The organism is Pseudovibrio sp. WM33, from assembly GCF_001623165.1.
Taxonomy (GTDB): domain Bacteria; phylum Pseudomonadota; class Alphaproteobacteria; order Rhizobiales; family Stappiaceae; genus Pseudovibrio.
Genome location: NZ_LMCK01000090.1, coordinates 274,480 through 293,794, shown reverse-complemented (window position 1 = coordinate 293,794; position 19,315 = coordinate 274,480). Strand labels below are relative to the sequence as shown.

The 19,315-nt window shown below is 50.7% G+C and carries 12 protein-coding genes; 8 read left to right on the top strand and 4 right to left on the bottom strand.

Going from position 1 to position 19,315, the window contains the following annotated elements; translation table 11 throughout:
- Positions 1-2: 2 nt before the first annotated feature.
- Positions 3-2,285, top strand: coding sequence for a xanthine dehydrogenase family protein molybdopterin-binding subunit (locus PsWM33_RS16660; RefSeq protein ID WP_063300953.1), 2,283 nt, complete (start codon positions 3-5; stop codon positions 2,283-2,285).
- A 109-nt stretch (positions 2,286-2,394) separates the two neighbouring features.
- Here PsWM33_RS16660 and PsWM33_RS16655 read toward each other — a convergent pair whose 3' ends face one another.
- Positions 2,395-5,379 (bottom strand): AsmA family protein, encoded by a 2,985-nt coding sequence (locus PsWM33_RS16655; RefSeq protein WP_063300952.1) that lies wholly within the window; start codon positions 5,377-5,379, stop codon positions 2,395-2,397.
- A 365-nt stretch (positions 5,380-5,744) separates the two neighbouring features.
- On the opposite strand from PsWM33_RS16655, the gene PsWM33_RS16650 reads away from it, so the two are divergent.
- Complete coding sequence (locus tag PsWM33_RS16650; RefSeq protein ID WP_063300951.1) at positions 5,745-6,224, top strand: tellurite resistance TerB family protein; 480 nt, start codon at positions 5,745-5,747, stop codon at positions 6,222-6,224.
- Between the two features lie 15 nt (positions 6,225-6,239).
- A complete protein-coding gene (locus PsWM33_RS16645) occupies positions 6,240-6,989 on the top strand; it encodes a glutamine amidotransferase (protein ID WP_063298605.1) in 750 nt (249 codons plus the stop codon).
- Between the two features lie 50 nt (positions 6,990-7,039).
- Here the strand turns inward: PsWM33_RS16645 and PsWM33_RS16640 are convergent, their stop codons facing one another.
- The 3 genes from PsWM33_RS16640 to PsWM33_RS16630 form a co-directional block, all read right to left on the bottom strand.
- A complete protein-coding gene (locus PsWM33_RS16640; RefSeq protein WP_063298606.1) occupies positions 7,040-7,645 on the bottom strand; it encodes an acetate uptake transporter in 606 nt (201 codons plus the stop codon).
- Positions 7,646-7,945: 300 nt separating this feature from the next.
- Positions 7,946-11,392, bottom strand: coding sequence for a pyruvate carboxylase (pyc, locus tag PsWM33_RS16635; protein WP_063300950.1), 3,447 nt, complete (start codon positions 11,390-11,392; stop codon positions 7,946-7,948).
- A gap of 341 nt (positions 11,393-11,733) precedes the next feature.
- A complete protein-coding gene (locus PsWM33_RS16630) occupies positions 11,734-12,453 on the bottom strand; it encodes a LuxR family transcriptional regulator (RefSeq protein WP_057461895.1) in 720 nt (239 codons plus the stop codon).
- A 959-nt stretch (positions 12,454-13,412) separates the two neighbouring features.
- Here PsWM33_RS16630 and PsWM33_RS16625 point away from each other — a divergent pair.
- The 5 genes from PsWM33_RS16625 to PsWM33_RS16605 all read left to right on the top strand — a co-directional run bounded on the left by PsWM33_RS16625 (position 13,413) and on the right by PsWM33_RS16605 (position 19,298).
- Positions 13,413-16,358, top strand: coding sequence for a helicase-related protein (locus tag PsWM33_RS16625; protein ID WP_063300949.1), 2,946 nt, complete (start codon positions 13,413-13,415; stop codon positions 16,356-16,358).
- Positions 16,359-16,380: 22 nt separating this feature from the next.
- Entirely contained in the window at positions 16,381-16,782 is a 402-nt protein-coding gene (locus PsWM33_RS16620; protein WP_063300948.1) for an RNA-binding S4 domain-containing protein, read from the top strand.
- 186 nt (positions 16,783-16,968) lie between these two features.
- Positions 16,969-17,307 carry a ferredoxin FdxA gene (fdxA, locus tag PsWM33_RS16615; protein WP_057461898.1) on the top strand — a complete coding sequence of 113 codons (339 nt, stop codon included), beginning with the start codon at positions 16,969-16,971 and terminating at the stop codon, positions 17,305-17,307.
- 412 nt (positions 17,308-17,719) lie between these two features.
- Complete coding sequence (locus tag PsWM33_RS16610) at positions 17,720-18,307, top strand: CarD family transcriptional regulator (protein ID WP_063300947.1); 588 nt, start codon at positions 17,720-17,722, stop codon at positions 18,305-18,307.
- A gap of 121 nt (positions 18,308-18,428) precedes the next feature.
- Positions 18,429-19,298 carry an RNA polymerase factor sigma-32 gene (locus PsWM33_RS16605; protein WP_063290335.1) on the top strand — a complete coding sequence of 290 codons (870 nt, stop codon included), beginning with the start codon at positions 18,429-18,431 and terminating at the stop codon, positions 19,296-19,298.
- The last annotated feature ends 17 nt before the right edge of the window (positions 19,299-19,315 follow it).

The window sequence follows — 19,315 nt, the reverse complement described above, 5'->3', positions numbered from 1 at the left end:
AGATGAGCCGATTGGGAAAATACACCCGCCGTGCCTTTCTCGGCCTTGGCGTTGCAGCTGCCGGTGGCCTTGCCGTGGGCTTCTATTTCTACCAGAAACCCTATGCAAACCCATTGGACGCTAAGAAGGCTGAAGGTGAAACACCGTTCAATCCTTATGTGATGATTGATCAAGACAACACAATCACCATCATCGCCCCTCGTGCTGAAATGGGTCAGGGCGTCCACACAACACTGGCAGCTCTGGTCGCCGAAGAGCTGGAAGTTCCGCTTGAGCAGGTGGTTGTGGAACATGGTCCATCCAGCCCGGCTTATTTCAACGCTGCAATGCTGGAGGAATCTACCCCCTTCCCGTTTTATGATGAAAGTGTCTTGGCAGAACTTGCGCGCGGCTCGATGAAAATCGTCGCCAAGTTCCTCGGTCTGAACATGACCGGTGGCTCCTCTTCCACCACCGACGCCTTTTTGAAGATGCGCGAAGCCGGATATGCCGCAAAGTTCGTCCTGCTAAAAGCAGCAGCAGAACACTTCGGCACCTCAGAAGATAATCTCACACTTGCAGACGGTACCATCACAGATACAGCCTCCGGCAAGTCTGTCACTTATGGAGAGCTGGCAAGCAAAGCCGCTGCGGTCTCACCTCCAAGCGAGATGAAGCTTAAGAAAGCCAGTGACTGGAAGATCCTCGGCAAATCGCAAAAGCGTGTTGAACTGAAAGACAAAGTAACCGGAGGCCGCATTTTCGGCATCGACGTACAACTGCCAAACATGCTTTACGGCACCGTAAAAATGGCCCCACGCAAAGGTGTCAGCCTCAAGAGCTACGACAAGACCGCAACACTCGCCATTCCCGGCGTCAAAGATGTCGTCGAAATCAGAACAATCACGGGTGAAGGTCTGGGTGTTGTGGCTGACAACACCTGGGCAGCGTTCAAAGGCGCTGAAGCCTTGGAGATCGAGTGGGACGATCCACTCTCCCTTCAAAACTCCGATCAGATGTGGTCCGTCCTTGAAAACGCACTGACGCAAGAAGCCACATTCGAACTAGGTGGCACCGGGTCTGATGCAGACGCCTTTACATCTATTTCGGAAAGTGAAGCCGTATCAGCGCAATACCGTGTCCCATTCCTGGCCCACGCCACCATGGAGCCAATGAACGCGACAGCCCAGCACGACGAAAACACGATCCGTGTCTGGACCGGAACACAGGCTCCCGGCCTAATCCAGTCTGTTGTCTCCAGTCACTTCGACATGGACAGCGCCGACATTGACGTTACCACTACCCGTCTCGGTGGAGGCTTTGGACGTCGTCTGGAAGTCGACTTTGCGCTCTATGCTGCCGTCATCGCTAAAGCAACTGCACCAAATCCAGTAAAAGTGACTTGGACGCGCGAAGAAGACACGCAGCACGACACCTACCGTCCAATGGCGATTGGCCAGTTCAAAGGTCAGGTGACACCGGATGGCAGGTTAAAGACCATGGACATGCAGGTGGCTTCCCCATCCATCATCCAGAGCGTAATGCCACGGATCTTCCCGGGTATCAGCCCCGCAGGTCCAGACAACACTGTACTCGATGGTGCCTTCAATCAGCCGCTGGATGTTGAAAACATCCGCTGTCAGGCTCACGTGGCAGATCTTCAGGTGCCTATTGGTTTCTGGCGCTCAGTCGGCAATTCAGTCAACGGTTTCTTCCATGAGAGCTTTATGGATGAGGCAGCGCACAAAGCTGGCAAAGATCCACTTGAGTTCCGCTTGGCTCATCTAACCAGCGATGAATTCCGACCAGCACGGGAAGCCTTGAAGCGCGTCGCAGAAATGTCCGGCTGGGGTACACCGCTACCCGCAGGCAAAGGCCGTGGCATCGCCCACGTTCTGTCTTTCGGAACGTGGACCGCACAAGTGGTTCAGGTAGACGTCACCGACAACACTGTCACCATTGAGGAAGTCTGGGCCGTTGCCGATCCGGGCATCGTTCTTGATCCAGGTATATTCAAGGATCAAATCATGTCCGGTATCAACTTCGGGCTCAGTCAGGCGCTGGGACAGGAAATCACATGGGTTGTTGGCGAGATCGAACAAGCAAACTTCGACACGTTCGATGCCATGCGCATGTATCAAGCCCCCAAAATCACCATTGAGCTGTTGGAGAACTCTCCACGCATGGGTGGTGCAGGCGAACCTGGTACACCACCATCAACGCCAGCATTAGCAAATGCGATCTTCGCAGCAACGGGTAAGCGCATCAGACAGATGCCACTCAGCAACGAGATCCACTTTATCTAGAGCACGTTCCGTTTGATTGTACTCAATCAAACGACAAAAACTCGTTCAAAACAAGAAAGCCCGGAGCATTAACCGCTCCGGGCTTTTTCATTTCTGTATAAAGGCTTGATCAATCGGAAAGGAAGCCAGCGGGCATCCCAAATGCCTGCTCCAGAGAGGTCAACGTTGCATCCGTATCCGCTGTTCCATCTGCAACGGCTTCCACATTCACATTCCCCGGCCCACGCGGCACCACATCACGTCGCTTCAGATCACGCTTGGGTGCAGCGATCACCTTTGACTTCTTCGGTGTTGTAGCCGCAACCGCAGGCGCCGATGCTTCACCCGGCTTAGCCACAGGCATGACAATCTTGGAAGTATCAGTGTTCGCGACAGCACCTTCAGCAAGAGGAGGCAGATCGCCGTCTCCAACCGAAGCTGTAGTCACATCACTATCTTCCGCTGATGGCTGAGCAAGCACGGCTGGTTTGGCTACCACATCCTTAGCTGCTTCAGGTGACGCAACAGCCTCATCTCTTGCAGCAGCAGCCCGCAAACGCTGCGCCTCTTCAACTGTCTTTGCAGTTTCAAGATCTTTCGCCAGCTTTTCAGAAAGCTTTTGTGTCTGCTTCACATCACCAAAAGACGCGCTTGCATACTCCTGAACATCGACGGGCTCAAAGCTCGGAAGGTTGATCGATCCACGGATCTTCAGCGGCGCCATATCCGCGGTCTGCGTCGTTGCAGCTCCATCATCATCCAGTTTGGACTGATCGAGCAGGCTTGGCTGCAGATACCAGAGTACTTCGCCATCTTTGATGTTGATCGCACCACGTCCTTCAACCAGCGCAGTCTTGCTTTGCAACGTTAGTGCCTGAAATTTTGCAGTACCCTGTTCAAAAATTACGTCAGCACCCCAGCTGGAAAATTCAGTCTGATCATTGTCCGTAAACGGCCAACCCGTAATGCCTTTGCCCCCGACAGAAGCAACCAATCGATCAACATCCAACTCATGCAACATGCCATTGCCAAGCTGGAAGCTGAGCGCTCCACCCATATTGACCCAGAGATCACTTGGTGTCTTACCGGAGGTGTTCACATCCATTTCAGCATACAAATTACCATCAACACGCGGCATATCACTGAGCGATGCAAGAAATGGAGCTGCATCAATACCTTTCAGCGAAAACTCAGCAGAGATACCCGGTTTAACCGTTGCGCCGTTCAGAAGAAGCTTACCAGCACCCTCACCTTGATAAAGACCAACACGGGCAACATCCAAAGCCAATCGACCATCAGACAACACTGCTTTCAACTCTGCATTTCGTCCTCGAAGCGCACCGAGCTTCAGGTCCTGTATGGAAAGCGCCAAGTCCAGATCAAAGCTGCGCAGGACAGAGAAGTCATAAGTGCCCTCGCCCTTGGCATTCTTCTCATCACTGCGAGAGAACATCTTATCGAAAGACGCATGCGCAACTTCCAATTCACCACTGAGCTTTGGAACTTCACCTGTATCCAGACGGCCAGTTCCTTTGAGGCTTGTATCATCCAGAACAAACCGCGCATTTTCAAAGGCAACACCACTATCATCAGTTTCAAACTGGCCAGAAAGCTCCAGCTTCTGACCACGCAGATAGCGAGGCAGAGGTCGCCCATACCAACGAGCAAAATTACTGAAGTCATCCGTCTGGAAGGCAAAGATTCCGTCAAAACCATCACGCAAAGAATACGGACCAGTCAAACTCCCGGAGAACATCTCACTGGAGAACGCAAGGTCGATATTCGCATCAGAACGGAGACCACCTTGCAGAACAATCGGCTCACCGTGCCAGCGCGCCGTGCCTTGCAGCTGCAATGGTTGAGACAGGCCGGAGAAGACAAAAGTCAGGTCCATGTCATCAAGAGCTTCGTCGCGCCCTTCAACCGCCAGCATATTTGGCAGGCGAATGTCAGCGACACGCCCCTTCCGCAGGATCGCACCACCATCAACTTCCAGCGCAGCAACCAACTCATCGTAGGATTGGCCAACGCCGTAGAAAGATGCATCCACATTGGCAAAACCGGATGCAGAGGCGTCTAGCCCAACGAGGCGAAGCATCTGCTCAAAATTCAAGGACTGTCCGCTGACCTGCCCCTTTAACTCATAGCCGTCTTCAAGGTAGTTCAGCGCAATATTGCCGCCAAAGCCAACAGAGCCAGCAGTAATGGAAAGGTCTTTTGTGCGAACCCCACGTTGGCGGAACTGCAGCTCACTTGTCAGTGCACCGCTGCCAACCCCTTCTGGAAAGGCCACATCATGTTGCGCAGCAACGGCAGCAAGGCTCGGTAACTCAACAGAAACTTGTAGTGTGCCAACAGGCCGTGCACCAAAGGCAAGTTGACCATTAAAACCAACTTTCTCTTGAGCAGGTCCAGTTACATGAGCCTCAACAGACGTCGCGCGAGCCTCGCTCAGCGCGGTAACTGATCCAACACGCCCACCAACAATGTAACGCTCGTCACTCTGATTAAACGCACCTTCGGCTGTCAGGCCGTCACCGCCATGCTCGAAATTTAGCACAAGATCAATCTCAGAAAGAACTATTGGTGCTTCTTGCTCTGGCTCACTGTAAGAAACGACACCTTTTTGAATGCTGACGGTGTCTAAGTCCAATTGCTGCATAAAGGAAGCAACTCGTCCTGCAATATTTGCAGCAACCAGAGAGGCTTCCCCTTCTTCACCCTCAGAAAGTTGCGGCTGCCAGGACGCGCCGCCTTTCTGATCAAACTCAAGGGTCCACTTTGGCTCAACAAGCTCAATGTTACGGATGATGTTGCCACCAGTCAGCAAACGCAGAGAATTCAGCTCGAACCGGGCTTTCTCAACCCGTGCAAACTCAATCCCGTCAGCTCGCGCAACACCTGCAACGCCAACATTATCAACTTCGATCGCCAGTGTCGGAAACAGATCCACACTCGTGCGCCCATCAAGACGCAGCTTCCATCCGGTTGCTGTCTCAAAAGACTCTGCAATTTGGGCTTTCAGCTGTTTCTGCGGAACGAGAAGTGGCGCAAGCACCAGACCACAAACCACAAGAGCGGCAAGAGCTCCAAAAATAAGAAGAGAGCGTTTCATTTAGTCTTATATCCTAGTGGACAGTTTCGTGAGGCCCGAAAAAGGACTCTCATGTAAGCAGCTCGTACTCAACAAATACAGGGCAAAAAGCCCGTAGAAAACGTCTAAATTATGATTGGTTAACGCCTCTCAAGACCCAGAACAAAAGCACAACCTACCTTGAACCAGTGCGTTCTATCATATTTGCTCCCAATTGTCGCAGTATCACATGGCCACAAATTGGCGTATTTCTGTCCTTTTCCTTGGCTTTTGTAATTGTTTTTGCGTATCACTAGTATTCCATTCGGATCTGAATCACCTTTAAGCACAACAGAAAAGCACTATTTAAAAGTGCAAGAAAACCAATAGTTGCATGGAGCACATGAATGCTGGACGCCCTGAAAAAGTTCTTCAAAGACCTGTCAAACGAGCAGGAAGAGGCAGGCCACTTTTCTGAAGACGATGAACGGCTGGCGGTCGCAGCGCTCATGTTCCATATCATCGCTGTAGATGGCGAGATTGAGCAGCAGGAGCTGGACCAGTTAAAACGCGTCTTACAACAGCAGTATGAGCTGAATGAGGAAGACACAAAAGAGCTGATGGACCTCGCCAAAGTACGTGATGAGGATGCAGTAGATCTCTACGGTTTCACATCAGTCCTCAAGCGCAAGCTGGAGCCCGAGCAGCGTCTGACAGTTATCGAGGCTCTCTGGGAAATGGTCTACGCAGATGGGTCCGTCCATGAATTTGAAGACAACACAATTTGGCGCGTTGCCGAGCTATTAGGCGTGTCCTCCAGAGACCGCATGAAGCTTAAGAAAAAAGTGGCCAAGCGACAAAGTGGCAGTAGCCCTTCTTCGACCTGAAGGTTTTGATTTACAATGTTAGAGCGGAATAATCAGCACCCAGCCAAAGTTCTGGTGGTGCTGCATCAGGAAACATCAAATCCCGGTCGCGTCGGGCAGCAGTTGGTCAAACGCGGGTTCGAGTTGGATATTCGCCGCCCTCGTTTTGGCGACCCACTGCCGGACACTCTTGCTGACCACGCGGGTTCTGTCATTTTTGGTGGTCCAATGAGCGCCAATGACACCGATGACTTCGTGAAGCAAGAGATCGACTGGGTCAGCGTTCCGCTCAAAGAAAACAAACCCTTCCTGGGCATCTGCCTTGGTGCACAAATGCTCTCCAAAAACCTTGGTGGCCAAGTCACAGGCCATGATGATGGATTGGTTGAGATCGGCTATTATCCGCTGGAAGCAACTCAGTCTGGCACTGACCTCATGGAATGGCCACAGCAGGTCTATCAATGGCACCGGGAAGGTTTCTCTCTTCCCACGGGTGCCGAACTTCTGGCCTCAAGCCCGACCTACAAAAATCAAGCGATCCGCGTGGGCGATAATGCATTCGGCATCCAGTTTCACCCGGAACTCACCTACGCCATGATGAGCCGCTGGACCACTCGCGCTGCAAGTCGTCTTGTGTTGCCTGGAGCCAAAAAGCGCGGCGAGCACTTCCGCGAGCGCTTTGTGTACGACCCGGCAGTTCTACATTGGCTGGAAAACTTCATGGACAACTGGATCGGCTACGCATCCGAACCCGCCAGTCACTGGTCATCTCACTCAGCTAAATAGCAAAAAGGCCCGGGCGTTGCCGGGCCTTTTCATATAAGTTTACACTCTAGTTATTCAGCTGCAACAGCCTCTGCGCCAGACATCTTTTCTCCCGGCTGCAGGATTGGCGAGCCAACTGGCAAAACATCACGACCACAAACATCTTTGTAGATGATGTGCGCCATAACGTACCAAGCGCAAAATGAACACAGGATCAGCACGTAACCAGCAATCACGTTGAAGAACGCCGGACCGAAATGGCCCAGAACCAACAGAATGAAACCGAGCAGCAGGCTGCCGAAGATGGAAGCTTCTGCAGTGTGAATGTGCAACGCGCCGTAGAACATGATGCCGGTATAGATGGTGAATGGCAGCAAGAAGAAGCCGATGTCAGAATGGGAAGATGTATAAAAGCTCAGTTTGTTGCCAACAAGGATGCCTGCAAACGCCAGCCAGAATGCACCGTAAATGGTGAAAGCGCTGTAACCGAAGTTATTGCCGGTCTTTCCTGTCTGGAAACCAGCAACCAACTGCGCAAGACCACCAACAAAAACGCCAAGCCAGAGCACTGGGCCCATGTTTTCCAGAAGACCAATGTTCACCATTTGCAGAACAAAAGTCGTCATACCAAATCCAGCAAGGCCGATAACTGCTGGGTTTCCTGTTTTAGTTTGCACGGTTGCACCCTCAATAAAAAACCCAACTCTGGCCTGGTAGGAAGGCAGTTCCTAAAGATCAGAAATTGGGAAACACATTGTTGAATTAGTTGGAGCGCTGAGTACAGAAGGACACAGACAGGAACAACCGCACTACTACGGAACGTAGCAATACCTAACGTCACGCATCGCAATCGAAAACACATAACATTCTGATAATTATATATATTTTCGTCACTAAAACGAAAAAACCAGCAATGCATAGTGCTCATGCACCAAACGCATTGCTGGTTAATCCAAACTAGTAAATACCTTCAGGGCTTATCCCTTAAAGGTAACAATCAGATCCTTCGCATCAAGCTGATCACCCGGAGCCACACAGACTTCGCTGATCTCACCGTCACGCTCGGCATGAACAGATGTTTCCATCTTCATTGCCTCAATGGAGACAAGCAGATCACCAGCTTTCACAGCCTGACCAGCTTTCACAGCTAGCGTGGAGATAACGCCCGGTACTGGTGCACCAATCTGAAGCTCATTGTCGTCATCAACTTTACGACGCGCAGGTGTGTTTGCAGCACTATGAGTGCGGTCGATAATACGGATGTTCCGAGGCTGACCGTTCAGTTCAAAGAACACACGCTTTTCACCGTGCTCATCAGTTTCACCAATCGCAAGACAAGAGATAACCATTGTCTTACCCGGCTCCAGCTCTGCCATAATCTCATCACCAACCTTCAAACCATAGAAGTAGGTTGGCGTTGGAAGCACGCTGGTCGGACCATATTTGTCCTGAGCCTTGGCAAACTCAGTGTAAACCTTCGGATACATGAGCATAGAGGACAGCTCTTGCTCAGAACCTTTGCGACCCAGAATACCTGTCAGCTCACTACGCTTGGCATCCATGTCCTCAGCTTCAAGCAAAGAACCTGGACGAACCGTAATCGGCTCTTGCCCCTTCAGAACTTTCTTCTGCAACTCAACAGGCCAGCCGCCCGGAGGAATACCAAGGTCACCATGCATCATGTTGACAACGGATTCTGGGAAAGAGACTTCCTTGTTCGGGTCAATAACATCTTCCGGTGTAATACCCTGAGACACCATCATCACCGCCATGTCACCGACAACTTTGGAACTTGGCGTCACCTTTACGATGTCACCAAACATCATGTTCACGTCCGCATAGGCTTTCGCCACTTCGTGCCAACGCATCTCAAGACCAAGCGAACGCGCCTGTTCTTTCAGGTTGGTGAACTGACCACCAGGCATCTCATGCAGATAAACTTCAGAAGCCCCAAAGCGCAGATCACTCTCAAATGCACGATACTGAGTACGAACTGCTTCCCAGTAGAAGGAAATCTGCTGAATACGATCTGTGTCCAGACCGCTATCGCGAGACGTTCCCTTCAGAGCTTCAACAACAGAGCCCATACACGGCTGAGATGTCAGACCTGATAGAGAATCCATCGCCAGATCAACAATGTCAGCACCGCTCTCAACAGCTGCCAAAACTGTAGAGGCTGCAATACCGGAGGTGTCATGGGTGTGGAAGTGGATCGGAATGTCGATCTCATCTTTCAGCGCCTTAATCAGAACCTTCGCAGCCTGCGGCTTCAACACACCGCCCATATCCTTAATACCAAGAATATGCGCACCCGCAGTTTCAAGCTCTTTCGCTAGGTTGACGTAGTACTTCAGATCATACTTCGGACGTGCGCTGTTCAAAATGTCGCCAGTGTAGCAAAGCGCTGCTTCGCACAGCTTGCCTTGCTCCTGAACGGCATCCAGAGACACACGCATGTTCTCAACCCAGTTGAGGCAGTCAAACACACGGAACACATCAACACCAGACTCTGCAGCCTGACGCACGAAATGCTGAACAACGTTATCTGGATAGTTCGCGTAACCCACACCGTTGGATCCGCGAAGCAACATCTGCATTAGCAGGTTAGGTGCTTTCTCGCGGACAAGACGCAGACGCTCCCACGGATCTTCAGTTAGGAAGCGCATGGACACATCAAAGGTCGCGCCACCCCAGCATTCCAGAGAGAACAGCTCAGGCAAACCCTGCGCATAACTATCAGCAACCTGCGCCAAATCGTAGGTACGCATGCGTGTAGCAAGCAAAGATTGGTGCGCATCACGCATCGTCGTGTCGGTAACCAACACTTGCGGCTGAGCTTTTACCCACTTGGCAAACTCTTTAGGGCCAAGTTGCTCCAGCTTCTGACGCGTCCCATCCATTACTGGCAGCTTGAACTTCGGCGCCACAGGTGCCGGTGCATCAGCTGGTGGTTTCGGACGTCCCTTTGTTTCAGGGTGGCCGTTTACAGTGACATCAGCAATGTAGTTCAGTAGTTTCGTCGCACGGTCAGCTGTTTTAATGTTCTCAAACAGCTCAGGCGTGTCATCAATAAAGCGCGTTGTATAAGAATTGTTTTGGAAGGACGCATGCCCAATGATCCGCTCAAGGAAAATCAGGTTGGTCGCAACGCCGCGAATACGGAATTCGCGCAGTGCACGATCCATACGTGCGCATACTTCCTCTGGTGTTGGTGCCCAGGCAGTCACTTTCTCAAGCAGTGGATCATAGAAGCGGGTGATCACCGCACCGGCATAAGCCGTGCCACCATCAAGACGGATACCAAATCCGGTCGCACCACGATAAGCGCTCAGGCGACCATAATCTGGAATGAAGTTGTGCTCAGGATCTTCCGTCGTAATACGACACTGAAGCGCATGACCATTCAACTCAATCGCGTTCTGCTCAGGAACACCGGTAACCGTTTTATCACCAATGCGGCCACCTTCTGCAATGCGGATCTGCGCGCGAACCACATCAATGCCGGTAACTTCTTCAGTAACGGTATGCTCTACCTGAATACGTGGGTTCACTTCAATGAAGTAAACCTTGCCGGTATCCGCATCCATCAGGAACTCAACGGTGCCCGCACCGCAATAATCCACTTCACGGCCAATTTTCAGACCGTATTCGCAAAGCTCGCGACGTTTTTCTTCATCAAGATATGGTGCAGGCGCACGCTCAACCACTTTTTGATGGCGGCGCTGAATAGAACAATCGCGTTCAAACAGATGTACGAGATTGCGATGCTGATCACCAAGGATCTGAACTTCAACGTGACGGGCGCGCTCAACAAGCTTCTCGAGGTAAACCTCGTCCTTGCCGAACGCTGCTCTCGCTTCACGTTTCGCTTCAACAACTTCGCGAAGAAGCGTCTCTTCATCACGGATCACACGCATGCCGCGGCCACCACCGCCCCATGACGCCTTGAGCATCACCGGATAGCCAATTTGCAAAGCAAGACGCTTCACTTCTTCCATGTCTTCAGGAAGCGGATCCGTCGCAGGCATAACAGGAACGCCAGCTTTAATCGCCAGTTCACGTGCTGCTACTTTGTTACCCAGGCGGCGCATTGTATCTGGCGATGGGCCGATAAAGATAATGCCGTTCTCAGCGCATGCTTCAGCAAACTCTGGACTCTCGGAAAGGAAGCCATAACCCGGATGAATTGCATCAACGCGTTGCTCTTTCGCGACGCGGATAATCTCGTCGATAGACAAGTAAGCCTCGATTGGACCCAGGCCTTTACCCACCTGATAAGCTTCATCAGCCTTAAAACGGTGTAAAGCCAGCTTGTCTTCTTCAGCAAAGACAGCAACTGTCTGGAGACCAAGTTCGTTTGCAGCTCGAAAAACTCGAATTGCAATCTCTGAGCGGTTAGCAACCAATATTCGTTGAATAGCCAAAGTTAGGTCCCCCAGTCTCTATGTATTTTGGGGCTTTATAGTCGAGCAAATCCCTCTATGGAAAGATTAATTTATAGTCACATGAGCCATTACTATATTTACCGGGTCACAAAACATTAAGAAAACGGGGAAATTCTAAGGAATTTATCGTACAATTGAGAAAAACTAAACACGTAAAAATATATACACACACACCTTAAATTTTGACTTATCTAATATATCTCACAAAAAATTTTCTACTTTTACGACTAAAGGTGCAACTTTTATCCGATCGCTCATGTGCAAACAGCAGGATTCGCGATGCGAACCCTGCCGAGAGCATAGGTAGGTGTCATTTTGGCTTAACGAATTAAGCCCAGCCGGAAACCCTCGGCCACAGCATGTGTTCTGTTTGCAGCATGCAGTTTTCTGGCAGCGGAAGCCAGATACCAATCTGCTGTATGCTGAGAGATACTCAGGATCTGACTAATCTCCCAACTTGTCTTCCCTGCAGCAGACCATTTCAGGCATTCAAGTTCACGAGGGGTAAGGCGATGGCGGGGCCGACTGGTATTAGCACCAATCAATTCCCGCACCTTATTGCTCGAGTAAATGCCAACGAGATGAAGAACACTGATTTCGCGTTCATTCAGACGTACTTCCGGCCCACCAAAGATCAACATGCCTTGATAGCCTTGAAGGCCATGCACTGGCACGCAGACGCCGTCATACATTCCGTAATCGCGCGCTTCTGACAGAACTTGCTGTGCAGCGGCAGTAATATTGCGATCACGAGCAACGCTTGACCATAAGAATGGACGGCTTGCGGTACGCGCCTTCGCAACAATCGGATCATTTTGTACGTAATCACGGTCGAGATAACGTTGTTGCCACTCAGGGCGCCAACCACTCAACATAATTGACCCATCAAAAGATGCGCCAGCTTCGGGGATCGCAGCGAGACAGAAGCTTGTAAAGCCAAAAGACTGGCCAAGTTCAGCAATACGCTTAGAAACACCTTCGGATGTTTCTTCATTATTAATAGATTCAACAAATTCTAGTGCAGCAGTCAACGGATTCATTTTATACACCCCTACATATTATGCCTCCAACAACCTTACTCTACGCAATATCCACTCAATATAGAAGGTGTATCTATCACCCATCTTCTATTCGAGGCTCATTGTTTTCATATTGGGAAAGAAATCTATTCAATTTAACTTCTATACCAATAGAATTACGTCCATATATATTGACATTGTTAAATTGCACTATGTCTTTTTCGAAAAGCTCTGAAGGAAAAACTTTAAACTTAAAGATCGAATTAGTATTTCTTTGAAAAAAGCTATTGTTAGGAGCAGGTTAATAAAACATTAACCTTAGATTGCACACTCACCAATACGGATGCGTATGTAATATAGGAAAAATATTCCAGCAATTAGCAAGGTATCGCAGTTAGATTCCGTGTTTCTTTTCATTCTGCATAGATGCAAAAAACTTAACGATACAGCTGAGGGGAAAGCGGGGATAACTCCTCCCCGATGAAACTCACTGGTTAAAACAGAAGTGGCAACAAGCCTTATCTAACACTTATCCGCAGCATGTCTGGGGGCAATTAGAACTGGCAAAATTTATGCTAATACAAGACATTTACTAATGAAATCGGCTAGTAACAACGGCGAATGTGTTACACATAACCCGCAAAACTTCAGGCTTCTTGTAACCATTTAACACGATGTAACCTACCCAAAACGGCATATACTGCACGTTATAGTCATGCATCTTATTCAGCGAAACCAGCAGGCAGATAATCACGTATACGCAAAAAACCCTTTTATGCCGGTATGAAACTGAAACTTCATTCCAGCACTCATCATCAGCATTTTTCGTCTTTATTCATTCCAGAGCTTTACAGCGATTTTCTCTGCCATATAAATGCCACTTCATTGGGTGAGGCACCGCACGGGCATTTTCAGTATCCCAGCCGAAGAATTGGGTACCGAGATACGTTTGGCCATAGACTACGGAATTGCACTTCTAGATGAACAAGAACACGCTGCACCGAACAACAAGATCACGGTCTGTCACTGCGATTTTGGGGCCAACGAACACTGGTAAGACGCATCTGGCTATCGAGCGGATGAGCGCTTACTCGTCTGGCCTTATCGGATTACCACTCCGTCTGCTGGCCAGAGAAGTCTACGGGCGTCTTGTTGAGAAGAAGGGACCCGATCTTGTCGCGCTGATTACAGGCGAAGAAAAGATCATCCCGAAGAACCCACGCTTCTGGGTCTCTACTGTAGAGGCAATGCCAAAAGATCTCGACGTGGACTTCGTCGCCATTGATGAAGTGCAGCTGGCTGGCGATCTGGAACGTGGCCATGTCTTTACCGACCGCATCCTGCATTTGCGTGGCAGAGAGGAAACTCTGCTGCTTGGCTCCTCGACAATACGCCCCCTGCTCGAAAAGCTGATGCCAGGTCTGAATGTGATCACCCGCCCACGCATGTCCATTCTGACATACGCAGGGTCTAAAAAGATCACCCGCCTCCCGCGTCGCTCTGCAATCGTCGCCTTCTCTTCCGATGAAGTCTACGCCATCGCAGAACTAATCCGCCGTCAGCGCGGCGGTGCAGCAGTTGTCCTCGGCTCCCTTTCTCCAAGAACGCGCAACGCTCAGGTTGACCTGTTCCAGAACGGTGACGTTGACTGGCTCATTGCCACCGACGCTGTAGGTATGGGTCTCAATCTGGATGTAGACCACATCGCGTTCGCCGGGCACCGCAAATTTGATGGCTATCAGTACCGCCAGTTGACCCCGTCAGAGACCGGCCAGATCGCCGGACGAGCAGGTCGACACCTGCGAGATGGTACTTTTGGTGTAACGGGCCGGGTCCCCGGTTTTGACGACGAACTTGTCTATCAACTCGAATCTCACGAGTTTGAGCCCCTCAAAGTGCTGCAATGGCGCAACCCAAATCTCGATTTTTCCTCGATTCGCGCACTTTTGCGCAGTTTGGAGCATTCTCCGCGAGAAGAGGGCTTGACCAAAGCCCCTCCGGCGGAGGATATCGGTGTTCTCGAACTTGCTAATCGTGACAGGGACATTCTTTCCCTCGCGACGACGCAAGAAAGAGTTTCATTACTGTGGGATACCTGTCAGGTTCCAGACTATCGCAAGATAGCTCCGGCAAACCATGCAGATCTCGTAACAGGGATTTATTCCCATCTGATCCGGGATGGAGCCATTCCGGATGATTGGTTTAACAGTCAGATAAAACTGGCAGACAAAACCGATGGGGATATAGACACACTGGCGAACCGGATAGCACATATCCGTACGTGGACCTTTGTGGCAAACCGTGCCGACTGGCTGAACGACCCTGCTCATTGGCAGGAAGTGACGCGCGGCATAGAAGATCGATTATCAGATGCCCTTCACGAACGGCTTACACAGCGGTTTGTGGATCGGCGAACCAGCGTATTGATGCGACGTCTGAGAGAGAACAAAATGCTCGAAGCGGAGATCACCGCAACCGGAGATGTCCTTGTAGAAGGACAGCACATTGGCCAGCTTCACGGCTTCCGCTTTGCTCCGGATGCAACGGCAGAAGGACAGGAAGAAAAAGCTGTCCGTGCTGCGGCCCAAAAAGCACTAGCTAGCGAGATTGAAAACCGTGCAGAACGGTTATCCCGCGCGCCCAACGAAGAGTTCATCCTCTCCGCAGACGGCACATTAAGATGGCAGGGTGAATCTATCGCCCGCCTGATAGCTGGTGAACAGACCCTGCGCCCATCCCTGATCATTCTTGCTGATGAGCAGTTGACGGGACCTGCACGCGATATGGTGCAGGAGCGCCTTGATCTATGGATCAAGACACACATCGAAACACTCCTGAAGCCGCTTTTCGACCTGGAACAGGGCGAAGAGATCGAAGGCATCGCTCGTGGCGTGGCATACCGCCTGACCGAGAGCCTTGGTATCCTTGAGCGTCAGGAAATTTCTGATGACATCCGTCAGCTCGACCAGCAGATGCGCGGTTCACTCCGCAAGCTCGGTGTTCGCTTTGGCGCCTATCACATCTATGTCCCTGCTCTTCTGAAACCAGCACCAAGCCAGCTGCTCGCGCAGCTCTGGGCGTTGAAAGAAGGCAAAGGCGAGATCAAAGGCCTGACTGAACTTCCTCAGCTGTCCGCATCTGGCCGTACGTCCGTTCCAGTAGATCCGGAGATCGAAGGCGCGCTGTATCGCGTCGTAGGCTTCCGCGTTTGTGGTCCACGTGCTGTACGCGTCGATATTCTGGAGCGCCTGGCAGACATCATTCGTCCGCTGGTAGCCTGGAAACCTCTGGAAGAAGGCATTGAGCCGCCAGAAGGTGCCCTAACAGAAGGCGGCGCATTCACCGTCACTGTTTCCATGACCTCCCTGCTCGGCTGTGCAGGCGAAGACTTCACAAACATCCTGAAGTCTCTCGGTTACCGTCTGGAAACACGCGAAGAACAGCGCCCTGTCGCCAAAAAGCCTGAAGCTCCAGTTGAAGCACCTGAAGGTGTGGAAGCGGAACAGGTTGAAGGCGAAACTGCAGCACCGATAGCGGAAGAACCTGCAACCGAAGAGGCTCCAGCTGAACCAGTTGAAGAAGCAGCACCTGCTGAAGCTTCTGAGGACGAAGCTGGCGAGCCAGAGATGGAAACAGTTACTGTTGAAATCTGGCGCCCGGGTCGTTTCGGTGGACGTCGCAACAACAACGAACGTCAGCGCAATACACGCAGTGGCAACGAACGTCGTGGCGGTCCTCGCAGCAACAACGCTCAGCAGCGTCGCAATCCTGGTAAGCCTGGCGGTAAAGGCCGTGGCTTTAGCAAAGACCAGAACCGCGGCCAGCAAGGCAAGCCTGCTCCACGCAAAGACAAGCCGTTGGATCCGGATTCTCCGTTTGCAGCACTGATGTCCTTGAAACAGAACTTGGAAAAGGGCGACAAATAGTCGCCCCTTCGGGCTAACTGATATGGCAATACCAGAAGCACAAGAGTCTCTTCGCATCGACAAATGGCTCTGGTATGCCCGCATTACAAAATCTCGGACACTGGCACAAAAACTGTCAGTGTCCGGGCATGTTAGATTGAATAAAGATAAGATTGCGGCCGCCAAAACAGCTGTAAAGCCCGGTGATGTACTGACCATCACAATGCCGCGACGCCTTTTGATCCTTAAGGTTTTAAAACTTGGCACCCGGCGCGGTCCAGCCCCTGAAGCACAGCTGCTTTATGAGGACATGTCTCCCCCTCCACCACCCAAGGAAACACAGGTCCAGGTTGCCAAGCGCGAGGCCGGTGCAGGACGCCCAACGAAACGAGATCGACGCCAAATCGCCCGGATTCGGGGCTTCAACGAAATTGATCCTTTTTAGCGGCAACTTTACGCAAATTTTGCCCCAATATTGCAATCTCTTCGCCTATGACAGCGCTTGCACTACCCACTGAAAACCGGTAGCAAAGAGCACAAGTTTAAAGGACGAGAAAATCGTCAGGGCCACGAGAGCCCGTGCCGTTTGTCTTCAGACAAATTTGCAGCGCCAGAGACTAAGAGGATTGCGATGACATACGTCGTCACAGACAATTGCATCAAATGCAAATACACCGACTGTGTTGAAGTTTGCCCGGTCGATTGCTTCTACGAAGGCGAGAATATGCTCGTCATTCATCCAGACGAATGTATCGATTGCGGTGTGTGTGAACCGGAATGTCCAGCAGATGCAATTCTCCCAGATACTGAGCCTGGCTTGGAAAAGTGGGTTGAGCTTAATGCTGAGTACGCAGAAAAGTGGCCGAATCTGACCGTTAAGAAAGATCAGCTTCCAGAAGCTGCTGAGTTTGATGGTGTTGCAGAAAAACTCGAAAAGTATTTCTCTGATAAGCCTGGCACTGGTGATTAAGGTCTCAAAAGCTTAAAGCTACCAAATATTTATTATTTGCCAGACAGTATCCGCGGATGTCTTAATTCCTCTCTTGCTTGAGAGAGGTTGGAAATCCGTGGATAATGTGCTATACAGTTTTTTACAGTCATTTGGCAGTCTGGTTGCACCCTCCCCACTCGGAGGTTTTTTTATGGTCGCAGTTCAATTGAAGTGCGCACAATAATTTACTCCAGCATTCGCCGAAGTAGCCACAACATAGAATTCGACTGATCACATTTGAACGCGGAACCAATTGATGCGAGAAGTAGCTTTCCGCATACATTGGACTTTTCACGTTTTTCCAAAGAGAAAGATGCGGCGAACGCGCTGCATCTAGGTTGCTTGCGTCTCCCAGACAGCAAACAACCACTGCGCAGGAGAAGTATAGCGTATGGCCACACCCGCAAAAAAGACCGCGCAGCGTCAGGGGTTTAAAACAGGTGAGCACATCATTTATCCATCTCACGGCGTTGGATTGATTACTGCAATTGAAGAGCAGACCGTAGCTGGATACTCTCTTGAACTCCTCGTAATTGACTTCGAACAGGATAAGATGACGCTCCGTGTTCCAGTTGCAAAAATTGCTTCTGTAGGAATGCGTAAGCTGTCTGACGCATCTACCGTTAAGAAATCTCTTGAGACCATCGCAGGTAAACCTCGCGTGAAGCGTACCATGTGGAGTCGCCGCGCACAGGAATACGAAGCAAAGATCAACTCTGGCGATCTCATTTCAACCGCTGAAGTTGTTCGTGACCTTTATCGTTCTGATTCCCAGCCTGAACAGTCTTACTCTGAACGTCAGCTTTACGAAGCCGCATTAGACCGTATGGCACGTGAAATCGCAGCTGTTCAGAAACAGACTGACACAGAAGCAATCAGACAGATCGAAGGCGTTCTTTCCACGTCTCCAGGTCGTGCTGCTAAAGTTGCTCCAGCAACAACTGATGGTGAAGGCGGAGGTCAGGAAGAGGCAGCTTAATCAGCCTCTCCTAATCTAACTGATTAAAAGAAAGCCCTGCTCCAAGCGGGGCTTTCTTTTTTTGTCAAAAGATCCAAATGAACTTCAGCGCCGTATCTCAGTTTAATCGAGGGAGGCGTAAATGGCTCATTATGAAAGAGACCAAAGTCTCGGGCCTCTTGCCCGTCTGGCAAGAAAAGCCCCATATCTGTCAAAAGAAGAAGAATACAAGCTCTTGGAAGGCTGGATTGTCAGAGGCGATCACAGATCACTCGATAAGCTATCTCTGTCTCACTCCCGCTTGGTCATCGCTCAAGCACTTCGGTTCAAGTCCTATGGTGTCCCGCTCTCTGATCTAATTCAGGAGGGCCATATCGGCCTTATGGAAGCAGCCAATAGGTTCCAGCTCTCCAAAGACGTCCGCTTCGCCACCTATGCAACTTGGTGGATCAAATCCTTTATTCAGGACTATGTGCTCCGCAACCAGTCGATTGTTCGCGGAGGAACCTCCTCTCGCCAGAAAATGTTGTTTTTCGGCTTCAAGCGTTTGCGCGCAGAGCTCTCAAGCAAACATCCTGATTTGAATGAGGAACAGCTGCATCAGCAAATCTCAGAAAAGACGGGAGCAAAACTGAGGGATATAAGAATGATGTCTTCCAGATTAGGCCGGAAAGACACATCCCTCAATGCGAGCCTGAAAGGCAGCGAAACAAACCTGCAGCTTCAGGACACTCTCGCGGCTGAAGAACCTCTGCCAGACGAACTCGTCGAAGTGCACTTAGATCAGGAACGCGCAAAACGTCGTCTTTTCAATGCGATTAAAACGCTGCCACCACGCGAGCAGCGCGTCATTAAAGATCGCAAGCTAAAAGATGAAAGCGTTACACTGGAAGCCCTTGGCAAGAAACTGGGTGTTTCAAAGGAGCGTGTCCGGCAAATTGAGTCGCGAGCAATGCAAAAGTTAAAAGACGCTCTCACGCATTCGGATGGCTATGAAGCCAGCGGCTTATAGCGCACTGCCTGAAAAAC

What these genes read in the sequence shown, in the direction of transcription:
- PsWM33_RS16625 (WP_063300949.1), top strand. Translation starts at nt 13,413, where the DNA reads ATGAACAAGAACACGCTGCACCGAACAACAAGATCACGGTCTGTCACT.
- PsWM33_RS16630 (WP_057461895.1), bottom strand. Translation starts at nt 12,453, where the DNA reads ATGAATCCGTTGACTGCTGCACTAGAATTTGTTGAATCTATTAATAAT.
- PsWM33_RS16645 (WP_063298605.1), top strand. Translation starts at nt 6,240, where the DNA reads ATGTTAGAGCGGAATAATCAGCACCCAGCCAAAGTTCTGGTGGTGCTG.
- PsWM33_RS16620 (WP_063300948.1), top strand. Translation starts at nt 16,381, where the DNA reads ATGGCAATACCAGAAGCACAAGAGTCTCTTCGCATCGACAAATGGCTC.
- PsWM33_RS16660 (WP_063300953.1), top strand. Translation starts at nt 3, where the DNA reads ATGAGCCGATTGGGAAAATACACCCGCCGTGCCTTTCTCGGCCTTGGC.
- PsWM33_RS16610 (WP_063300947.1), top strand. Translation starts at nt 17,720, where the DNA reads ATGGCCACACCCGCAAAAAAGACCGCGCAGCGTCAGGGGTTTAAAACA.
- PsWM33_RS16605 (WP_063290335.1), top strand. Translation starts at nt 18,429, where the DNA reads ATGGCTCATTATGAAAGAGACCAAAGTCTCGGGCCTCTTGCCCGTCTG.
- PsWM33_RS16655 (WP_063300952.1), bottom strand. Translation starts at nt 5,379, where the DNA reads ATGAAACGCTCTCTTCTTATTTTTGGAGCTCTTGCCGCTCTTGTGGTT.
- PsWM33_RS16650 (WP_063300951.1), top strand. Translation starts at nt 5,745, where the DNA reads ATGCTGGACGCCCTGAAAAAGTTCTTCAAAGACCTGTCAAACGAGCAG.
- fdxA (WP_057461898.1), top strand. Translation starts at nt 16,969, where the DNA reads ATGACATACGTCGTCACAGACAATTGCATCAAATGCAAATACACCGAC.